This is a genomic window from Acinetobacter sp. FL (assembly GCF_040744925.1).
GTDB classification, from domain to species: Bacteria; Pseudomonadota; Gammaproteobacteria; order Pseudomonadales; family Moraxellaceae; genus Acinetobacter; species Acinetobacter radioresistens.
This window is the reverse complement of sequence record NZ_CP160437.1, coordinates 1,592,729-1,608,932: the sequence shown is the minus strand read 5'-3', so window position 1 is coordinate 1,608,932 and position 16,204 is coordinate 1,592,729. Positions and strand designations below refer to the sequence as shown.

Here is a 16,204-nt window from a genome sequence, read left to right as displayed (position 1 = left end):
TTTTTTAAAGTATAAAATAATAAATCTGCTTTATTTTAGAGTCAGAAATAAAGAAATTTAAGAAATTTTTAAAGTATTGTTCCAAAAATAAAACACTATGTTATTGATTTAAGGCTGACGTTATTCCTAGATTCTTATAAACTGATTTTAACAAACAACAGATTATCTGTCTTTAAAGTACAGAAAGGACTAAAATTATGTCATTTATGAATCACGTTAAAAATCGTCGTACAATTTATGCAATTGGTAATAATGTCAACGTAAACCAGGCAAAAATCGAAGAAACAATTCGTGAGGCAATCAAGCACAGTCCATCTTCATTCAACTCACAGTCTTCCCGTGCTGCGATTCTGTTTGGCGAATCTCATACCAAATTCTGGGAAATTGTACGCGAGACTTTACGTAAAATCGTACCGGCTGAAGCATTTGCAGCAACTGATGGGAAAATCAGCAGTTTTGCAGCAGGTTATGGCACAGTTTTATTTTATGAAGATCAGGATGTAGTTAAAGGCTTGCAGGAACAATTTGCCGCCTATGCAGATAATTTTCCAGTGTGGTCAGAACATTCTACTGCAATTGCGCAGTTTGCTGTCTGGACGGCTTTATCTGAACAGGGTATTGGAGCTTCACTACAGCATTATAATCCAATTGTAGATGAAGAAGTCGCCCAAACTTTTGGTATTCCGGCAAGCTGGAAATTACGCGCTCAACTGGTATTTGGTTCAATTGAGGCTCCGGCAGGTGAAAAAACTTTTATGGATGACACAGCACGCTTTAAGACATTTAACTAAACTTTCTAAAATTGAAAAAGAGTACTTGTAGGTACTCTTTTTTTATTTTAAACATATAGATCATTCTTAATAAATTAAAAGAAAAACTTAGCATTTAATAATTTAATCAAAATTAAAATCTAAGGTTCAAGATGTCATAAAATAGTCATAAATGCATAGCATAGTGCAGCTAGAATTTAGATATAACATGTAGAGTACCTATTATGCTTTCAAGGTTGTCCATTGCAGCTTTAATATTTTCACTAGGAAATGTCGCATATGCTGCAGTAACTATTGCAGCGCCAGAAGTTATTGATGTATTGGCAGTAAATGATCAGGAAGTAAAAAATAACTTTCTACGTTCACAAGAAAGTACGTATAAAATTGATGCAGGCAAGGCAAGTTTAAGTATACGCTATAGGCAGTTCTTTCAACATTTAAATGGCGAACATGACATACTGAAATCAGGTGTGGTAACCGTTCAGACACCAGATCTAAAAGATAGTGAAACTTATACTTTGGCACTGGTAAATCCACCTCAGTCTTTTGAAGCAGCAAAAATATATGCAGCTCAGCCAACAGTGGCTTTATATAACAGCAAAAATGAACTGGTTGTGCAACAGACCGGTGCAAATACTGAAGCTAAACCTTGGTTAGGTAGCGGTTTGCTAGGGCGCAGTTTTGATTTGACCCAAAAGCAGATAAAGCCATCAGTTCATCAGCCTGAGCCTACTTATACCGCTTCAAGTTCAACAGCAAGTACAGCAAAAACTGCTATGACCAGTAGAAACATTCAAACAGATCAGCAGTTAATTGAACTCTGGAAAAAAGCTTCTAAAGCAGAGCGGCAAAGTTTTATGAATTGGATAGCCGAACAGGCGCAATAAAAAAGACCTCAAGATGAGGCCTTTTTAAAATAAGAATTTACTACTGAAGCAGCCAGATATAATAGCCTAGTAGCATAAGGGGCCAAGCGATAACTGGGCTAAACAACCATTTCCATAACCAGAAACGAGGCACAAACCCTACGCCATAAATAAACCCCCCTGAAATTCCTAGCATAATCAGCATGATCATACGATGGTTATACTGACCATGCTGATCCAGCATAAGTGCAGGATGGATCAGCATAATGGCTGCAAGTGGCAATGCCAACAGGAAAGAAACAGCCATAATCAAACGATGAACGGTAAGCCTCATTGATGTTGTCATTACTACAGCCATGCTATTACTCCTCATCCAGATTTTGATGATGTTCGATATAGAGCGCGCTGAGCACACCTGCAAAACAGGCCATCAAGATTCCTAAAATCCACGCGAAATACCACATAAGCATTCTCCTGATAAAACTTAGTACAAGCTGTGTGAATTGGCTTTGATGTGTTTGTTGGTAATCACGCCCCACATTTTGTAATAACACCAGGTGGTGTAACACAAAATAATTGGAACAAAAATACAGGCTGCAACAGTCATTACAGTGAGTGTATTTTTACTTGATACGGCATCCCACATGGTCAAGCTAGCGACAGGGTTGATGCTTGAAGGCATAAGGAATGGGAACAACGCAAAACCAGCTGTTAAAATTGCACCAATCACCATCAAAGATGTGCCCAGGAAGCTTAAACCGGCTTTGGCTTTCGCAGCAGCTGCAATCACAATCAGGCTTCCCAGAATTGCCATGATCGGTGCCATCATGGTGATTGGATAAGTTGAGTAGTTATTCATCCAGCCATGGTTGCTATTGGTAATTACTTCTTTGGCAAGAGGATTTGCTACAGCGTTAGTGTTAAATGGTTGAGCTAAAGTATAGCCTTCAATATTACCGAAATATAACCATGCTCCAGCGCCCAAGAAGCAGACTAAGAATACCACGCCCATCAATTGAGTTGCTTTAGCAGAGCGTGCATGCAAGTCGCCATCGGTACGAAGCATTAACCAGGCACCGCCATGCGCACTTAGCATAGATAAGCTGACGATACCGCAAACCAGTGCAAATGGGTTAAGTAGTGCAAAGAAGCTACCAGTATAAGTTGAACGTACGGTTTCATCTAAAGTAAATGGTACGCCCAGAAACATATTACCGAAGGCAACACCGAAAACTAAAGCAGGAACTGCACCACCAACAGCCAAACCCCAGTCCCAAGAGTTACGCCATTTTTTATTCTCAAGTTTAGAGCGATAGTCAAAACCAACAGGTCTTAAGAAAAGAGCGAACAGTACGAGTAATAATGCCCAGTACATGCCGGAGAAGGCTGTTGCATATACCATTGGCCATGCAGCAAAGAGTGCACCGCCAGCTGTAATGAACCAGACCTGATTGCCGTCCCAGTGAGGAGCAATGGTATTGATTGCTGCACGACGTTCTTCATCATTTTTGCCTACAAATGGCATAATTGCCATGGAGCCCATATCAAAGCCATCGGTGAGGGCAAAGCCAATCAGCAGCACACCAACCAAAACCCACCAGATTATTTTGAGGAGTTCGTATTCAATCATGATTGGACCTCTCCAGATGCGTGTTGTGGAAGAACAATATCATCTTGCTCGGCATTTGATTTTTCAAAATAGTATTTGCCAGTATGTAAAGAACTTGGGCCTAAGCGAGCAAATTTAATCATCAAGTACATTTCGATAATTAAAAGTACGGTATAGAATGCTGCAAGTGCCAGGATTGAACCCCATATGTCTCCAGTGCTTAAGCTTGAAGCAGAGAGGTGTGTAGGTAGAACTTCACCAATTGTCCATGGTTGACGGCCACCTTCAGCCACATACCAGCCAGTTTGTGTAGCAATCCAAGGCAATGGCAGGCCGTAAAGAGCAAATTTAAGCAACCAAGGTTTGTTTTCTGCATTGCGTTTAGCCACTGCATAAGTTGCAAGAATAAATAGAAGTAGCATGAGGAAACCTGATGCAACCATGGCACGGAACGAGAAGAACAGGGCAGTAACGTTGGGAATGGTATCCTTGGTTGCTGCTTTGATGTGCTCTTCAGAAGCATCTACAATATTGGGTGAATATTTTTTCAGAAGCAGTCCATAACCCAAGTCTTTCTGGTTTTCTGTGAATGAAGCCATAAGTTCTGGAGAACGGTCACCTGCACGAAGTTTTTCAAGTTCGGCATATGCAGTCATACCATTACGGATACGAAGCTCATGTTGAACCATAAGATCCTTCAGACCTGTTACTTCTTTATCAAGAGAACGTGTTGCAATAATACCCATCACATATGGAATTTTGATGGCATAGTCAGTACGCTCTTCTTCCTGATTTGGAATACCAAATAGTGTAAATGGAGCAGGTGCCGGATGAGTTTCCCATTCTGCTTCAATTGCAGCTAATTTGGTTTTTTGTACATCGCCAAGTTCATAACCTGACTCATCGCCAAGCAGAATCACTGAAAGTGTTGAGGCAAGACCAAAGATTGCAGCGATGGCGAAAGAGCGCCGTGCAAAAGGCAGATCACGTTTTTTGAGCAAGTAGTAGCTTGAAATGGCTAAAACGAAAACGGCACCAGTCACATAACCTGACGATACGGTATGAACAAACTTAACCTGGGCTACGGGGTTGAAAATTAGTGCGCCGAAATCAACCAGCTCCATACGCATGGTTTCAAAGTTGAACGCTGCGCCTACCGGGTTCTGCATCCAGCCATTGGCGACTAAAATCCAAAGTGCCGACATGTTGGAACCGAGCGCCACCAGCCAGGTCACGCTCAAATGCTGAACTTTGGAAAGTCGGTCCCAGCCGAAGAAAAACAGACCGATAAACGTCGATTCAAGAAAAAACGCCATCAGACCTTCAATAGCAAGTGGCGCACCAAAAATATCACCGACATAATGTGAATAGTACGCCCAGTTTGTACCAAACTGGAACTCCATGGTTAAGCCTGTCGTTACACCTAAGGCAAAGTTAATACCAAAAAGTTTTCCCCAGAATTTGGTCATATCCTTATAAATTTCTTTGCCAGAAATCACATAGGTGGTTTCCATAATGGCAAGAATAAAAGCTAAACCAAGAGTAAGAGGTACAAATATAAAGTGATACAACGCGGTCATGGCAAACTGAAACCGCGAGAGATCGACCACGCTTTCTGAAATCATCAACGTGTCTCCTTAAATTGAGAGGGAGTACCGGCAATATGCTCGGCAACTTGAGTGTCAAAGTTCTTGGGAATTGTTGGAGAATCGAACCAGATATTCTTAATAGTAATTAAAATTACAACCTTGATTATTAAAATGAGTGTAATTTCTCTAACTATACGCTGGTTAAAATTTTTGGGAGTTAAGCTCATAGAAATAAGCCTATTTAAATACCTGTTTATATTATTAACCAAATAAAAACAAAAAATAAATACTTAAAACAATTAAAATAAAAATATATTATTAAATAATTATAAATCAATAACTTGAAAATAAAAAATAATTTTTTTTTAATAGAAATAAAGTTTACTAAAATGGTTAGATTAAGAATTTTATAATTCCGACTAATTTGGTTTAATCAATAATTAAATCAGATTAAAACAGTTGTATTTATAAATTAAAGTAGATTAAAAAACTTGGGATTAAAAATAAAATTTATTAATTATTTAGTTTGGGTTAACAGTATCCTGTAAGTAAGGAAGTCAAAACTAATAAATAACCAATATACTAGATATGTGTAAGTCAACACTTATACAAAAGCTACTGGTATATCCATAGAATAAAACTCAGGCGATAAAGGAGATAAAAAATTAAATACTCATAACAATTAAAAGATCCTATATAAAAGCATAAGGCGGCTACATACTTTCATGTATATTGGCGAGAGAGAAATGTAAAACTATGACAAAAATCAGCTGTAAAAAGCTATTTCCTAATGACTATTAGCTATAATTAAGTAAGAAATTAAGAAAATAGTTTTTTAATAATAAGGAAACGGTCACTACTCACTAAATTGATTGCTACTTTATTTTGAGTTGAAAGAAATCTGGTTAAGAGCTATTTAAGGTGAGTTAGATTTAAAAGTTTAAAATTACTTTTTAGTTTAAAAAATAGACACTCGTTAAGAGGGTGATGAAATAGGGGTTGCAAGGTTTTAAAAACTGTATAGAATACGCTGCATCCCGACGCGATTAAGACAAAGATCTTCACTAAAGGGTGAAGGTGGTGGTTCTTATTTGCGTTAATTCTGCCTCTGACGAAGAGCAGAAAGATCATTAAGAGAATATGAAGAACAACTTGTGTGGATTTTTACTGGTTGATCGATCGAAATAATTTTCATTGATTGAATGGTAGAAATTTCTCGAAGTTTATTTGAGTAAATTTTTAGTCAGAAGATTAATGAGCCAGAATTGGTACCTTGTCTATAAATAAGGTACAAATGATTTTAACTGAAGAGTTTGATCATGGCTCAGATTGAACGCTGGCGGCAGGCTTAACACATGCAAGTCGAGCGGATGAAGGTAGCTTGCTACCGGATTCAGCGGCGGACGGGTGAGTAATGCTTAGGAATCTGCCTATTAGTGGGGGACAACGTTCCGAAAGGAGCGCTAATACCGCATACGTCCTACGGGAGAAAGCAGGGGACCTTCGGGCCTTGCGCTAATAGATGAGCCTAAGTCGGATTAGCTAGTTGGTAGGGTAAAGGCCTACCAAGGCGACGATCTGTAGCGGGTCTGAGAGGATGATCCGCCACACTGGGACTGAGACACGGCCCAGACTCCTACGGGAGGCAGCAGTGGGGAATATTGGACAATGGGGGGAACCCTGATCCAGCCATGCCGCGTGTGTGAAGAAGGCCTTTTGGTTGTAAAGCACTTTAAGCGAGGAGGAGGCTACCTGGATTAATACTTTAGGATAGTGGACGTTACTCGCAGAATAAGCACCGGCTAACTCTGTGCCAGCAGCCGCGGTAATACAGAGGGTGCGAGCGTTAATCGGATTTACTGGGCGTAAAGCGTGCGTAGGCGGCCAATTAAGTCAAATGTGAAATCCCCGAGCTTAACTTGGGAATTGCATTCGATACTGGTTGGCTAGAGTATGGGAGAGGATGGTAGAATTCCAGGTGTAGCGGTGAAATGCGTAGAGATCTGGAGGAATACCGATGGCGAAGGCAGCCATCTGGCCTAATACTGACGCTGAGGTACGAAAGCATGGGGAGCAAACAGGATTAGATACCCTGGTAGTCCATGCCGTAAACGATGTCTACTAGCCGTTGGGGCCCTTGAGGCTTTAGTGGCGCAGCTAACGCGATAAGTAGACCGCCTGGGGAGTACGGTCGCAAGACTAAAACTCAAATGAATTGACGGGGGCCCGCACAAGCGGTGGAGCATGTGGTTTAATTCGATGCAACGCGAAGAACCTTACCTGGCCTTGACATACAGAGAACTTTCCAGAGATGGATTGGTGCCTTCGGGAACTCTGATACAGGTGCTGCATGGCTGTCGTCAGCTCGTGTCGTGAGATGTTGGGTTAAGTCCCGCAACGAGCGCAACCCTTTTCCTTATTTGCCAGCACTTCGGGTGGGAACTTTAAGGATACTGCCAGTGACAAACTGGAGGAAGGCGGGGACGACGTCAAGTCATCATGGCCCTTACGGCCAGGGCTACACACGTGCTACAATGGTCGGTACAAAGGGTTGCTACACAGCGATGTGATGCTAATCTCAAAAAGCCGATCGTAGTCCGGATTGGAGTCTGCAACTCGACTCCATGAAGTCGGAATCGCTAGTAATCGCGGATCAGAATGCCGCGGTGAATACGTTCCCGGGCCTTGTACACACCGCCCGTCACACCATGGGAGTTTGTTGCACCAGAAGTAGGTAGTCTAACCGCAAGGAGGACGCTTACCACGGTGTGGCCGATGACTGGGGTGAAGTCGTAACAAGGTAGCCGTAGGGGAACCTGCGGCTGGATCACCTCCTTAACGAAAGATTGACGATTGGTAAGAATCCACAACAAGTTGTTCTTCATGACGATGTATCTGAGGGTCTGTAGCTCAGTTGGTTAGAGCACACGCTTGATAAGCGTGGGGTCACAAGTTCAAGTCTTGTCAGACCCACCACTACTGACGAAAGCAGTAATGCAGAAAAACAGATATGTTGACTTATTGATAAGCTGGGGACTTAGCTTAGTTGGTAGAGCGCCTGCTTTGCACGCAGGAGGTCAGGAGTTCGACTCTCCTAGTCTCCACCACGAATCAAACATGATTTGATTCGAAGCTAGAGATTACAGAATTTAATGAGAACTTAGCGTAAAGCACATCTTATTAACTTCTGTGATTTATCACAGTTGACTGCAATCCGACGAGGATGCAGTGAATCATTAACAGATTGGCAAATTTGAGTCTGAAATAAATTGTTCAACTCATTCAATAGACGTTACAGGGCAACCTGTTGACTAACGTAGATTGAACTGAGAACTAGCAAATTAACTGAATCAAGCGTTTTGGTATATGAATTTAGATTGAAGCTGTACAGTGCTTAAATGCACAGTGCTCTAAACTGTAATGTTGAAGTTGCTCCTTGTAGGTAACGTCGACTGTTTGGGGTTGTATAGTCAAGTAATTAAGTGCATGTGGTGGATGCCTTGGCAGTCAGAGGCGATGAAAGACGTGATAGCCTGCGAAAAGCTTCGGGGAGGCGGCAAATATCCTGTGATCCGGAGATGTCTGAATGGGGAAACCCACTTACCATAAGGTAGGTATTGCATGATGAATACATAGTCATGCAAGGCGAACGAGGGGAAGTGAAACATCTCAGTACCCTCAGGAAAAGAAATCAATTGAGATTCCCTCAGTAGCGGCGAGCGAACGGGGATCAGCCCATTAAGTTATGTGTGTTTTAGAGGAATGCTCTGGGAAGTGCAACCGTAGAGGGTGATAGTCCCGTACACGAAAGGGCACACATAATGATGACGAGTAGGGCGAGGCACGTGAAACCTTGTCTGAATATGGGGGGACCATCCTCCAAGGCTAAATACTCCTGACTGACCGATAGTGAACCAGTACCGTGAGGGAAAGGCGAAAAGAACCCCTGTGAGGGGAGTGAAATAGATCCTGAAACCGCATGCATACAAGCAGTGGGAGCACCTTCGTGGTGTGACTGCGTACCTTTTGTATAATGGGTCAGCGACTTATATTCAGTGGCGAGGTTAACCGAATAGGGGAGCCGTAGAGAAATCGAGTCTTAATAGGGCGTCTAGTCGCTGGGTATAGACCCGAAACCGGGTGATCTATCCATGAGCAGGTTGAAGGTTGGGTAACACTAACTGGAGGACCGAACCCACCGTCGTTGAAAAGCCGGGGGATGACTTGTGGATAGGGGTGAAAGGCTAATCAAACTCGGTGATAGCTGGTTCTCCCCGAAAGCTATTTAGGTAGCGCCTCGGACGAATACCATTGGGGGTAGAGCACTGTTTCGGCTAGGGGGTCATCCCGACTTACCAAACCGATGCAAACTCCGAATACCAATGAGTACTATCCGGGAGACAGACTGCGGGTGCTAACGTCCGTAGTCAAGAGGAAAACAATCCAGACCGCCAGCTAAGGCCCCAAAATCATAGTTAAGTGGGAAACGATGTGGGAAGGCATAGACAGCTAGGAGGTTGGCTTAGAAGCAGCCACCCTTTAAAGAAAGCGTAATAGCTCACTAGTCGAGTCGGCCTGCGCGGAAGATGTAACGGGGCTAAAACTATGTGCCGAAGCTGCGGATGCACATTTATGTGCGTGGTAGGGGAGCGTTCTGTAAGCCGATGAAGGTGGATTGAGAAGTCTGCTGGAGGTATCAGAAGTGCGAATGCTGACGTGAGTAACGACAAAACGGGTGAAAAACCCGTTCGCCGAAAGACCAAGGGTTCCAGTCCAACGTTAATCGGGGCTGGGTGAGTCGACCCCTAAGGCGAGGCCGAAAGGCGTAGTCGATGGGAAATTGGTTAATATTCCAATACTTCTGTGTAATGCGATGAGAGGACGGAGAAGGTTAGGTCAGCCTGGCGTTGGTTGTCCAGGTGGAAGACAGTAGGCATGCATCTTAGGCAAATCCGGGGTGCTCTATGCTGAGAGTCGATAGCAAGCCAGTTTACTGGCGAAGTGGCCGATACCATACTTCCAAGAAAAGTCTCTAAGCTTCAGTTACACAGGAATCGTACCCGAAACCGACACAGGTGGTCAGGTCGAGTAGACCAAGGCGCTTGAGAGAACTCTGCTGAAGGAACTAGGCAAAATGGTACCGTAACTTCGGGAGAAGGTACGCTGCTGATGGTGATAGGACTTGCTCCTTGAGCTGTCGGCAGCCGCAGAAACCAGGCCGCTGCAACTGTTTATTAAAAACATAGCACTCTGCAAACACGAAAGTGGACGTATAGGGTGTGATGCCTGCCCGGTGCTGGAAGGTTAATTGATGGGGTTAGCGTAAGCGAAGCTCTTGATCGAAGCCCCAGTAAACGGCGGCCGTAACTATAACGGTCCTAAGGTAGCGAAATTCCTTGTCGGGTAAGTTCCGACCTGCACGAATGGCATAATGATGGCGGCGCTGTCTCCAGCAGAGGCTCAGTGAAATCGAAATCGCTGTGAAGATGCAGTGTACCCGCGGCTAGACGGAAAGACCCCGTGAACCTTTACTGCAGCTTGACACTGAACTTTGACCTTACTTGTGTAGGATAGGTGGGAGGCTTTGAAGTAGGGACGCCAGTTCCTATGGAGCCATCCTTGAAATACCACCCTGGTAATGTTGAGGTTCTAACTCTGACCCATAATCTGGGTCGAGGACCGTGTCTGGTGGGTAGTTTGACTGGGGCGGTCTCCTCCTAAAGAGTAACGGAGGAGTACGAAGGTGCGCTCAGCGTGGTCGGAAATCACGCGTAGAGTATAAAGGCAAAAGCGCGCTTAACTGCGAGACCCACAAGTCGAGCAGGTACGAAAGTAGGTCTTAGTGATCCGGTGGTTCTGTATGGAAGGGCCATCGCTCAACGGATAAAAGGTACTCTGGGGATAACAGGCTGATACCGCCCAAGAGTTCATATCGACGGCGGTGTTTGGCACCTCGATGTCGGCTCATCTCATCCTGGGGCTGAAGCAGGTCCCAAGGGTATGGCTGTTCGCCATTTAAAGAGGTACGCGAGCTGGGTTTAGAACGTCGTGAGACAGTTCGGTCCCTATCTACCGTGGGCGCTGGAAATTTGAGAGGATCTGCTCCTAGTACGAGAGGACCAGAGTGGACGAACCTCTGGTGTACCGGTTGTGACGCCAGTCGCATCGCCGGGTAGCTATGTTCGGAAGGGATAACCGCTGAAAGCATCTAAGCGGGAAGCCTACCTCAAGATAAGATTTCCCCGTGACTTTATGTCACCTAAAGAGCCGTTCAAGACCAGGACGTTGATAGGTTGGATGTGGAAGCATAGTGATATGTGAAGCTGACCAATACTAATTGCTCGTGAGGCTTGACTATACAACACCCAAACAGTTGTATACAAAGCATCAATCGATTCATAAATATGCAATATCCCTTGATTCAGCCTGATGCTGGAACATACAATTCAGACCCAGATCTGCCCTCTGTTAATAACTCATTTGGACCAAAGTACGGCATATACTGCACCGCAGTTAAATCAGACCCGAACAAGTCCATCAACAGTTGTGCTGGCGACCATAGCAAGAGTGAACCACCTGATCCCTTCCCGAACTCAGAAGTGAAACCTCTTAGCGCTGATGGTAGTGTGGGGTTACCCATGTGAGAGTAAGTCATCGCCAGCTCATTATTCTAAAAAGCCCCCTCATATGAGGGGGCTTTTTTTATGCTTTGATTCTGGAATAGAGGGGAAGTTAGCCATCGCGATGCTGCTAGATGTTGATTTGTATATATGATGAAATGCAAGAGCCTTAATAAGGCTTAAAAAGAATTCAAATTTTTGTATTATCGAAGTTGATATTTTTTCTATAGATAAGCAATAACACGATTATTCGGAATAACATAATTTATATAAATAAGAGTATGCAGCTAATATTCGCTTTATCAATTTTCTTAATCCCCTAAAAAGCATCTATACTTTTCAAATATATAATTATTATCAAAACTGTTTAAGTGATTACTTAAATATAGATTAAGCTTCTCTTATAGAGCCTGCTTCAGATTTTTCTGATGTTGCTTTACTTGTTTCGCATACTTTTTTCCTTGACGGCGCGTTTTCCAACTGGAGTTATAACCTGTTGGGCCTACGTTATAATAAGCAAGTGCCTTTTTCCAGCTTCCAGCTGCCTGATTGTAGTTTGCTAGAACATAGCTACCGCAATTGATATTATTATATTCTTCAAAAAGGTCACCAGGGCAACTTTGTTGCCAGTATCTTGGAATAACCTGTGTCAAACCAATTGCACCAGCTGGTGAGATTGCATAATTACGATAGCTTGACTCTTGACGGATCATCGCTGCTAAAAGTAAAGGATCAATTGCATACTTATCTGCACTTTCTACAATAATAGGCGATAACCGGTTGGCTGTTTCAGCTTCAACCGTATAAGCTTTTTGTATGCCCACAGCTAACTTGGCTGAACGTTTAGCAACTGAGCCACCTCCCAAGGAGGAACAGCCACTAATAATTACAATGCTCGTAATTATAATTGAGTTTTTTATAAGAAATTTTTTTTTATTAAAAGATTGCGCATTTGAAGAATTGATCAAAATCAAAATGTATAACCGACTATAGAAAAACTTATAGAAAAATATATTAGGATGCAGTATAAAGACAGTCAAGCATCCTATACTTTTTACTACATTTTTCATATATTATTAGATATTAAAAATAGCCTAAGCTAATCTGGATTTTTAAATATAAAAATATAAAATATACTGATTTAAAGGTAATAAAAAATGACTCCTGCATGTAGACTATTAAAAGTAAATAAAATTGATTTTAGTATTCATGAATATGAGCATGATCCTCATACTAAAAATTTTGGATTAGAAGCAGCACAAAAACTGGGCTTGAAAGTTAAAGAAGTATTTAAAACATTATTAGTCACCGATGATAAAAATTATTATGTCGCAGTTTTACCAGTTGCCCATCAATTAAGCTTAAAGAAAATAGCTACAGCAGTAGGAGCTAAAAAACTACATATGGCAGACCCTAAAGATGCCGAACGCCTAACTGGTTATTTAGTAGGTGGGATTAGTCCCGTTGGTCAGAAAAAAAGATTAAAAACAGTTATTTCTATTAGTGCTACAGAACTTGAATGTATGTATGTAAGTGGTGGGAAAAGAGGGCTGGATATAGGGATTAAACCTAATGACCTAGCGCAGGTTTTGGGTGCTAAATTTGCTGATATTATTGATGAATAATCACATTATTTCAGCTTATTAATTCGAGGATATATTGAAGTGTAACTCACATTGTTACTCACTTATGCAGATCATATAAAAAAGACAAAAGCCGCATTAAGCGGCTTTATGATTTGATTCTACATCAAGAATCACAGATTGAACATAAGAGTAGAGCCAGAACTTTTTCCTTCCATCTTTATAAGGGTTTTTATATCTTCTTGCTCTGATTCGTGCATTTAGTATTTCGGGCCCTATATTTAATAATTTAGAGAACTCTGCACGACCAATATGTCTTTTACTTTGATGCTTGATTGCTTTTTTAAATTCTTGCATCTCATTAAAGATGGCTTGAAGCCAACTATTTTGAGATTCAGTTCACATTATGAGACCTCTTTTATTTTAGTTTGACTTGATTTCCCCATATGGCCTCCTTAAATTTTGCGTTAGTCAGCAGTGCTTCAATTTCAAACAGACTCACATTGGTAAAGATGTGATCCATCTTGCAGCTAAAGACAGCCAGGGGGCGGAGTTGATGTTAGTTCAATCCCCTTGCTATCCTCAAATAGCTGCTTACGTGCTGCATCATCCTGATTTTTAAGTATACATATGCTTACATGAGCAATCAGTTCATTTTTGGCCATAACAGCTTCTTTGGCCTCCAGACCAGTTGCAGCTTCTATAAGTCCGATGAGCTTTTTAGGGCTATAAGGGCCAGTCGCTTTATATATCGGATAGACTTATTGGTCTATTCCATTTGTAGGGTTTTTGATGTAAATATGCTACTTCAAATTTGCAGAAAGCAAATTTTCTCCTGGTGAAGCAAATGAAAGAAAAATTAGGCGTAGTTATTTTTTATGCACTGTCCATTTTTGGAATTATCCTTGAATTGGTGGGGTTATTGAATATTGATGTAATGTTTCTAATTGTTGGGGCTGCATTTTTCATTAGTGCATTATTAATAAAATCTGAGTTCAAGCTATATGTCACTTTCTGGAAAAAAGTTGAATAGCGCTATTTAAGTTGGTAAGAATCAAAATCCGCATTGACTAAAGTTAGTGCGGTTGTTTATAAAATGTGAGAGTGCTTAGTGCTTCTTGAATCAATGGGAGCGTAATACCTTGAAAAGAAAATCAGACGAACCTGTACTAATTGCGAAAAGTATAATTATAAAAAGATATGCACAGTACTCAACAATTCCATTGGTTGGATTATTGAGGAAATAACGATAAATAATATATGCAATAATCATCAAAATAATTGAAACTAAACTAGACATTTTAAACTCTATTTTTTGGGAAATATAACACGGCCTGTAATTGTAAGAATAGCTAAAGACCTCGTTTAGGAGGTTTTGAAATGAGTAAATATAGTGCACTGATAATTTTTTTCTGCTATATCATTATTATTACTAATCTTGAAAAAACTATCTATTGATAAATGAAATCTGAAGAACTTTTTGAACTTCTCTAGAAATGATCGCTGAGCTGCAACATGAAATTATAAAAAGCGATGTATTGAATTGTGGGCCGCGCTTAGAACTTGTTGAGCAGTGTATTTATATCTCTTTCGAGCATGGAGTCGGTGTGAATCGCCTTTTGTCGATGGGGTTGCCTATCCAAGCGATGGTGCTTTTAAGGGCGCAGTATGAAGCGGTAGTGAGAGCTTATTGGTTATTATTTATTGCATCTAATTATCAGATCTCTAAATTAAAGTTTAGCTGGACGTTTGAAGAGCAGTTTGAAAATGATACCTGCCCGATGCTTAGTGAAATGTTGGAAAAGCTCATTAAGGCTGACCTGCTGGCTAAATTAGTTATTCAGCATCTTAGGTGATTTTAAAAAGTATCATCTTAAGCAGCTTAACTCTTTTGTTCATACAGGAAAACAATCCTTTACCCGGGATACACAAATAATGTTAAAACATACAGTACCGGATAAGCAAAAAGTTATTCATTACCTTATTGAAAAATATAGGCAATGCTTCTATCTGGATGTTGATGTGGATCTAGCAGTAAGAGCGCGAGTTGAAAAATATTTCGAGTGATTAGTTTTTTTAAAGAAGAGCTGCTATAGGGCGACTTCTTTAATAAATAAAATATTAAAAAAGCTAATAAATTAACTTGTATGTCTTAAAGCACGATAAATAATTGTGAGTATAGTTGCGATCAGAATATATAAAATATAGTGACCAATACCATCAGAAGGATGATTTCTAAAGTAGAAGGATAAGCCTAATACAATAATAAATATTACTAACACTTCCATATTAATAAAATCATAAGTTTAACTAAATTTTATTGCACCGGTAATAAGTATACAAGTTTAAAGAAAATTCGAAACTATGAGAAAAACTATATTTAGAAGATCACTTCCTCCGAAGGGTTTTTTTAATAGGTGAGAGTTATGAATATAGACCAGTAAAAAGTTCTAACTAAAAAGAAGCCATTAAAAAGGGTATCAAGTGCAAAGTCTTTACCTAAGGTAACTGAAAAATATCTTGAATACCAAGAAAAACTGAGCGGATTCTGAATATTTTAGAAATCAAATTTGAAAATTTTTCACTTTAAATCTATCAAACACTGGCGTTTTGACTTTCATTTGAACGAACACAGTATCTTGATTAAAATAACAGGGAGGCCCTTGATCGATGCCATTGAGGATGTAGTTTTAATGTTGAATTATAGCCCACCGGATTCATAGATTTTATTATGGTTAAAGTAAAAAAGGTGAATCTCAAACAGCTTGAGAGTTAAAAGCCGGTTTCAGTAGGTATGTACTCTCATGAAGCTGAACTTGCTCTCATCAACTAAAAATTAAAAAGCTTTGAGAAATCAGAGCTCTTTTTTACTGAACAACTTCGTTGTCATATACAATTTGCAACTGTGACTTTAATTCTTGGTCTTGAGTATCAGCAATCAGTTTTTGTATTTTCTCTTTGTATTCTGGATACCCACTTCTATATTTTACGAGAAAGTATGAAAATTCAGCTTGTTTATAGTACGGATCCTTCTTGTTCTCAGGCTTATCTAATTCAAATTTTGAAGCTTCAGCCGCTGTATCGTAACACTTACTAATCACGTCGCTGCTTTTATTTTGCAAAGTAAGTAACTAACATCTAAATTTAAGTCTTGCAAGATTGTTTGG

At 40.7% G+C, this 16,204-nt stretch carries 12 protein-coding genes, 2 tRNA genes and 3 rRNA genes; 10 read left to right on the top strand and 7 right to left on the bottom strand.

Features of this window, described 5'->3' with window-relative positions:
- Nucleotides 1-194 precede the first annotated feature (194 nt).
- Together ABZP31_RS07510 and ABZP31_RS07505 are read left to right on the top strand one after the other, a co-directional pair.
- A complete protein-coding gene (locus tag ABZP31_RS07510) occupies nt 195-791 on the top strand; it encodes a nitroreductase family protein (RefSeq protein ID WP_248135226.1) in 597 nt (198 codons plus the stop codon).
- Nucleotides 792-994: 203 nt separating this feature from the next.
- Complete coding sequence (locus tag ABZP31_RS07505) at nt 995-1,657, top strand: DUF2057 family protein (RefSeq protein WP_005020159.1); 663 nt, start codon at nt 995-997, stop codon at nt 1,655-1,657.
- A 40-nt stretch (nt 1,658-1,697) separates the two neighbouring features.
- On the opposite strand, the gene ABZP31_RS07500 is transcribed toward ABZP31_RS07505, so the two are convergent.
- From ABZP31_RS07500 to cydP, 5 genes are read right to left on the bottom strand one after another with little or no spacing between them, the layout of a single operon-like run.
- Nucleotides 1,698-1,994 carry a cyd operon YbgE family protein gene (locus ABZP31_RS07500; RefSeq protein ID WP_005020161.1) on the bottom strand — a complete coding sequence of 99 codons (297 nt, stop codon included), beginning with the start codon at nt 1,992-1,994 and terminating at the stop codon, nt 1,698-1,700.
- Nucleotides 1,995-1,998: 4 nt separating this feature from the next.
- Nucleotides 1,999-2,100, bottom strand: coding sequence for a cytochrome bd-I oxidase subunit CydX (cydX, locus tag ABZP31_RS07495; protein WP_000270276.1), 102 nt, complete (start codon nt 2,098-2,100; stop codon nt 1,999-2,001).
- A gap of 20 nt (nt 2,101-2,120) precedes the next feature.
- Nucleotides 2,121-3,266, bottom strand: coding sequence for a cytochrome d ubiquinol oxidase subunit II (cydB, locus tag ABZP31_RS07490; RefSeq protein WP_005020162.1), 1,146 nt, complete (start codon nt 3,264-3,266; stop codon nt 2,121-2,123).
- A complete protein-coding gene (locus tag ABZP31_RS07485) occupies nt 3,263-4,870 on the bottom strand; it encodes a cytochrome ubiquinol oxidase subunit I (protein WP_005020163.1) in 1,608 nt (535 codons plus the stop codon). Before ABZP31_RS07485 ends, cydB begins: the two co-directional genes overlap by 4 nt.
- Nucleotides 4,870-5,061, bottom strand: coding sequence for a cytochrome oxidase putative small subunit CydP (gene cydP / locus ABZP31_RS07480; RefSeq protein WP_005020165.1), 192 nt, complete (start codon nt 5,059-5,061; stop codon nt 4,870-4,872). The genes ABZP31_RS07485 and cydP overlap by 1 nt, the downstream gene beginning before the upstream one ends.
- Nucleotides 5,062-6,135: 1,074 nt before the next feature.
- Here cydP and ABZP31_RS07475 point away from each other — a divergent pair.
- From ABZP31_RS07475 to rrf, 5 genes are all read left to right on the top strand, one after another.
- Nucleotides 6,136-7,672: ribosomal RNA gene (locus ABZP31_RS07475) — 16S ribosomal RNA — on the top strand.
- A gap of 61 nt (nt 7,673-7,733) precedes the next feature.
- A tRNA-Ile gene (locus tag ABZP31_RS07470) sits at nt 7,734-7,810 on the top strand.
- A 55-nt stretch (nt 7,811-7,865) separates the two neighbouring features.
- Nucleotides 7,866-7,941: transfer RNA gene (locus ABZP31_RS07465), tRNA-Ala, on the top strand.
- Between the two features lie 361 nt (nt 7,942-8,302).
- Nucleotides 8,303-11,192, top strand: a 23S ribosomal RNA gene (locus ABZP31_RS07460).
- A 190-nt stretch (nt 11,193-11,382) separates the two neighbouring features.
- Nucleotides 11,383-11,497, top strand: a 5S ribosomal RNA gene (gene rrf / locus ABZP31_RS07455).
- Together the 16S, 23S and 5S rRNA genes with 2 tRNA genes alongside form the textbook arrangement of a ribosomal RNA operon.
- Before the next feature lie 358 nt (nt 11,498-11,855).
- On the opposite strand, the gene ABZP31_RS07450 is transcribed toward rrf, so the two are convergent.
- Nucleotides 11,856-12,524, bottom strand: a complete 669-nt coding sequence (locus ABZP31_RS07450; RefSeq protein ID WP_228156647.1) for a lytic transglycosylase domain-containing protein — start codon at nt 12,522-12,524, stop codon at nt 11,856-11,858.
- Nucleotides 12,525-12,611: 87 nt separating this feature from the next.
- Here ABZP31_RS07450 and ybaK point away from each other — a divergent pair, with 87 nt between their 5' ends.
- From ybaK to ABZP31_RS07435, 3 genes are all read left to right on the top strand, one after another.
- On the top strand, nt 12,612-13,079 hold the full coding sequence (gene ybaK / locus ABZP31_RS07445; RefSeq protein WP_005014130.1) for a Cys-tRNA(Pro) deacylase: 468 nt from the start codon (nt 12,612-12,614) through the stop codon (nt 13,077-13,079).
- Between the two features lie 805 nt (nt 13,080-13,884).
- Nucleotides 13,885-14,070 carry a hypothetical protein gene (locus ABZP31_RS07440; RefSeq protein WP_111281330.1) on the top strand — a complete coding sequence of 62 codons (186 nt, stop codon included), beginning with the start codon at nt 13,885-13,887 and terminating at the stop codon, nt 14,068-14,070.
- A gap of 463 nt (nt 14,071-14,533) precedes the next feature.
- The gene (locus tag ABZP31_RS07435) at nt 14,534-14,893 is read left to right on the top strand and encodes a hypothetical protein (RefSeq protein WP_111281328.1); all 360 of its coding nucleotides are present in this window, start codon (nt 14,534-14,536) and stop codon (nt 14,891-14,893) included.
- A gap of 1,011 nt (nt 14,894-15,904) precedes the next feature.
- Here ABZP31_RS07435 and ABZP31_RS07430 read toward each other — a convergent pair.
- Nucleotides 15,905-16,138, bottom strand: a complete 234-nt coding sequence (locus ABZP31_RS07430; protein ID WP_111281324.1) for a hypothetical protein — start codon at nt 16,136-16,138, stop codon at nt 15,905-15,907.
- Nucleotides 16,139-16,204 lie beyond the last annotated feature (66 nt).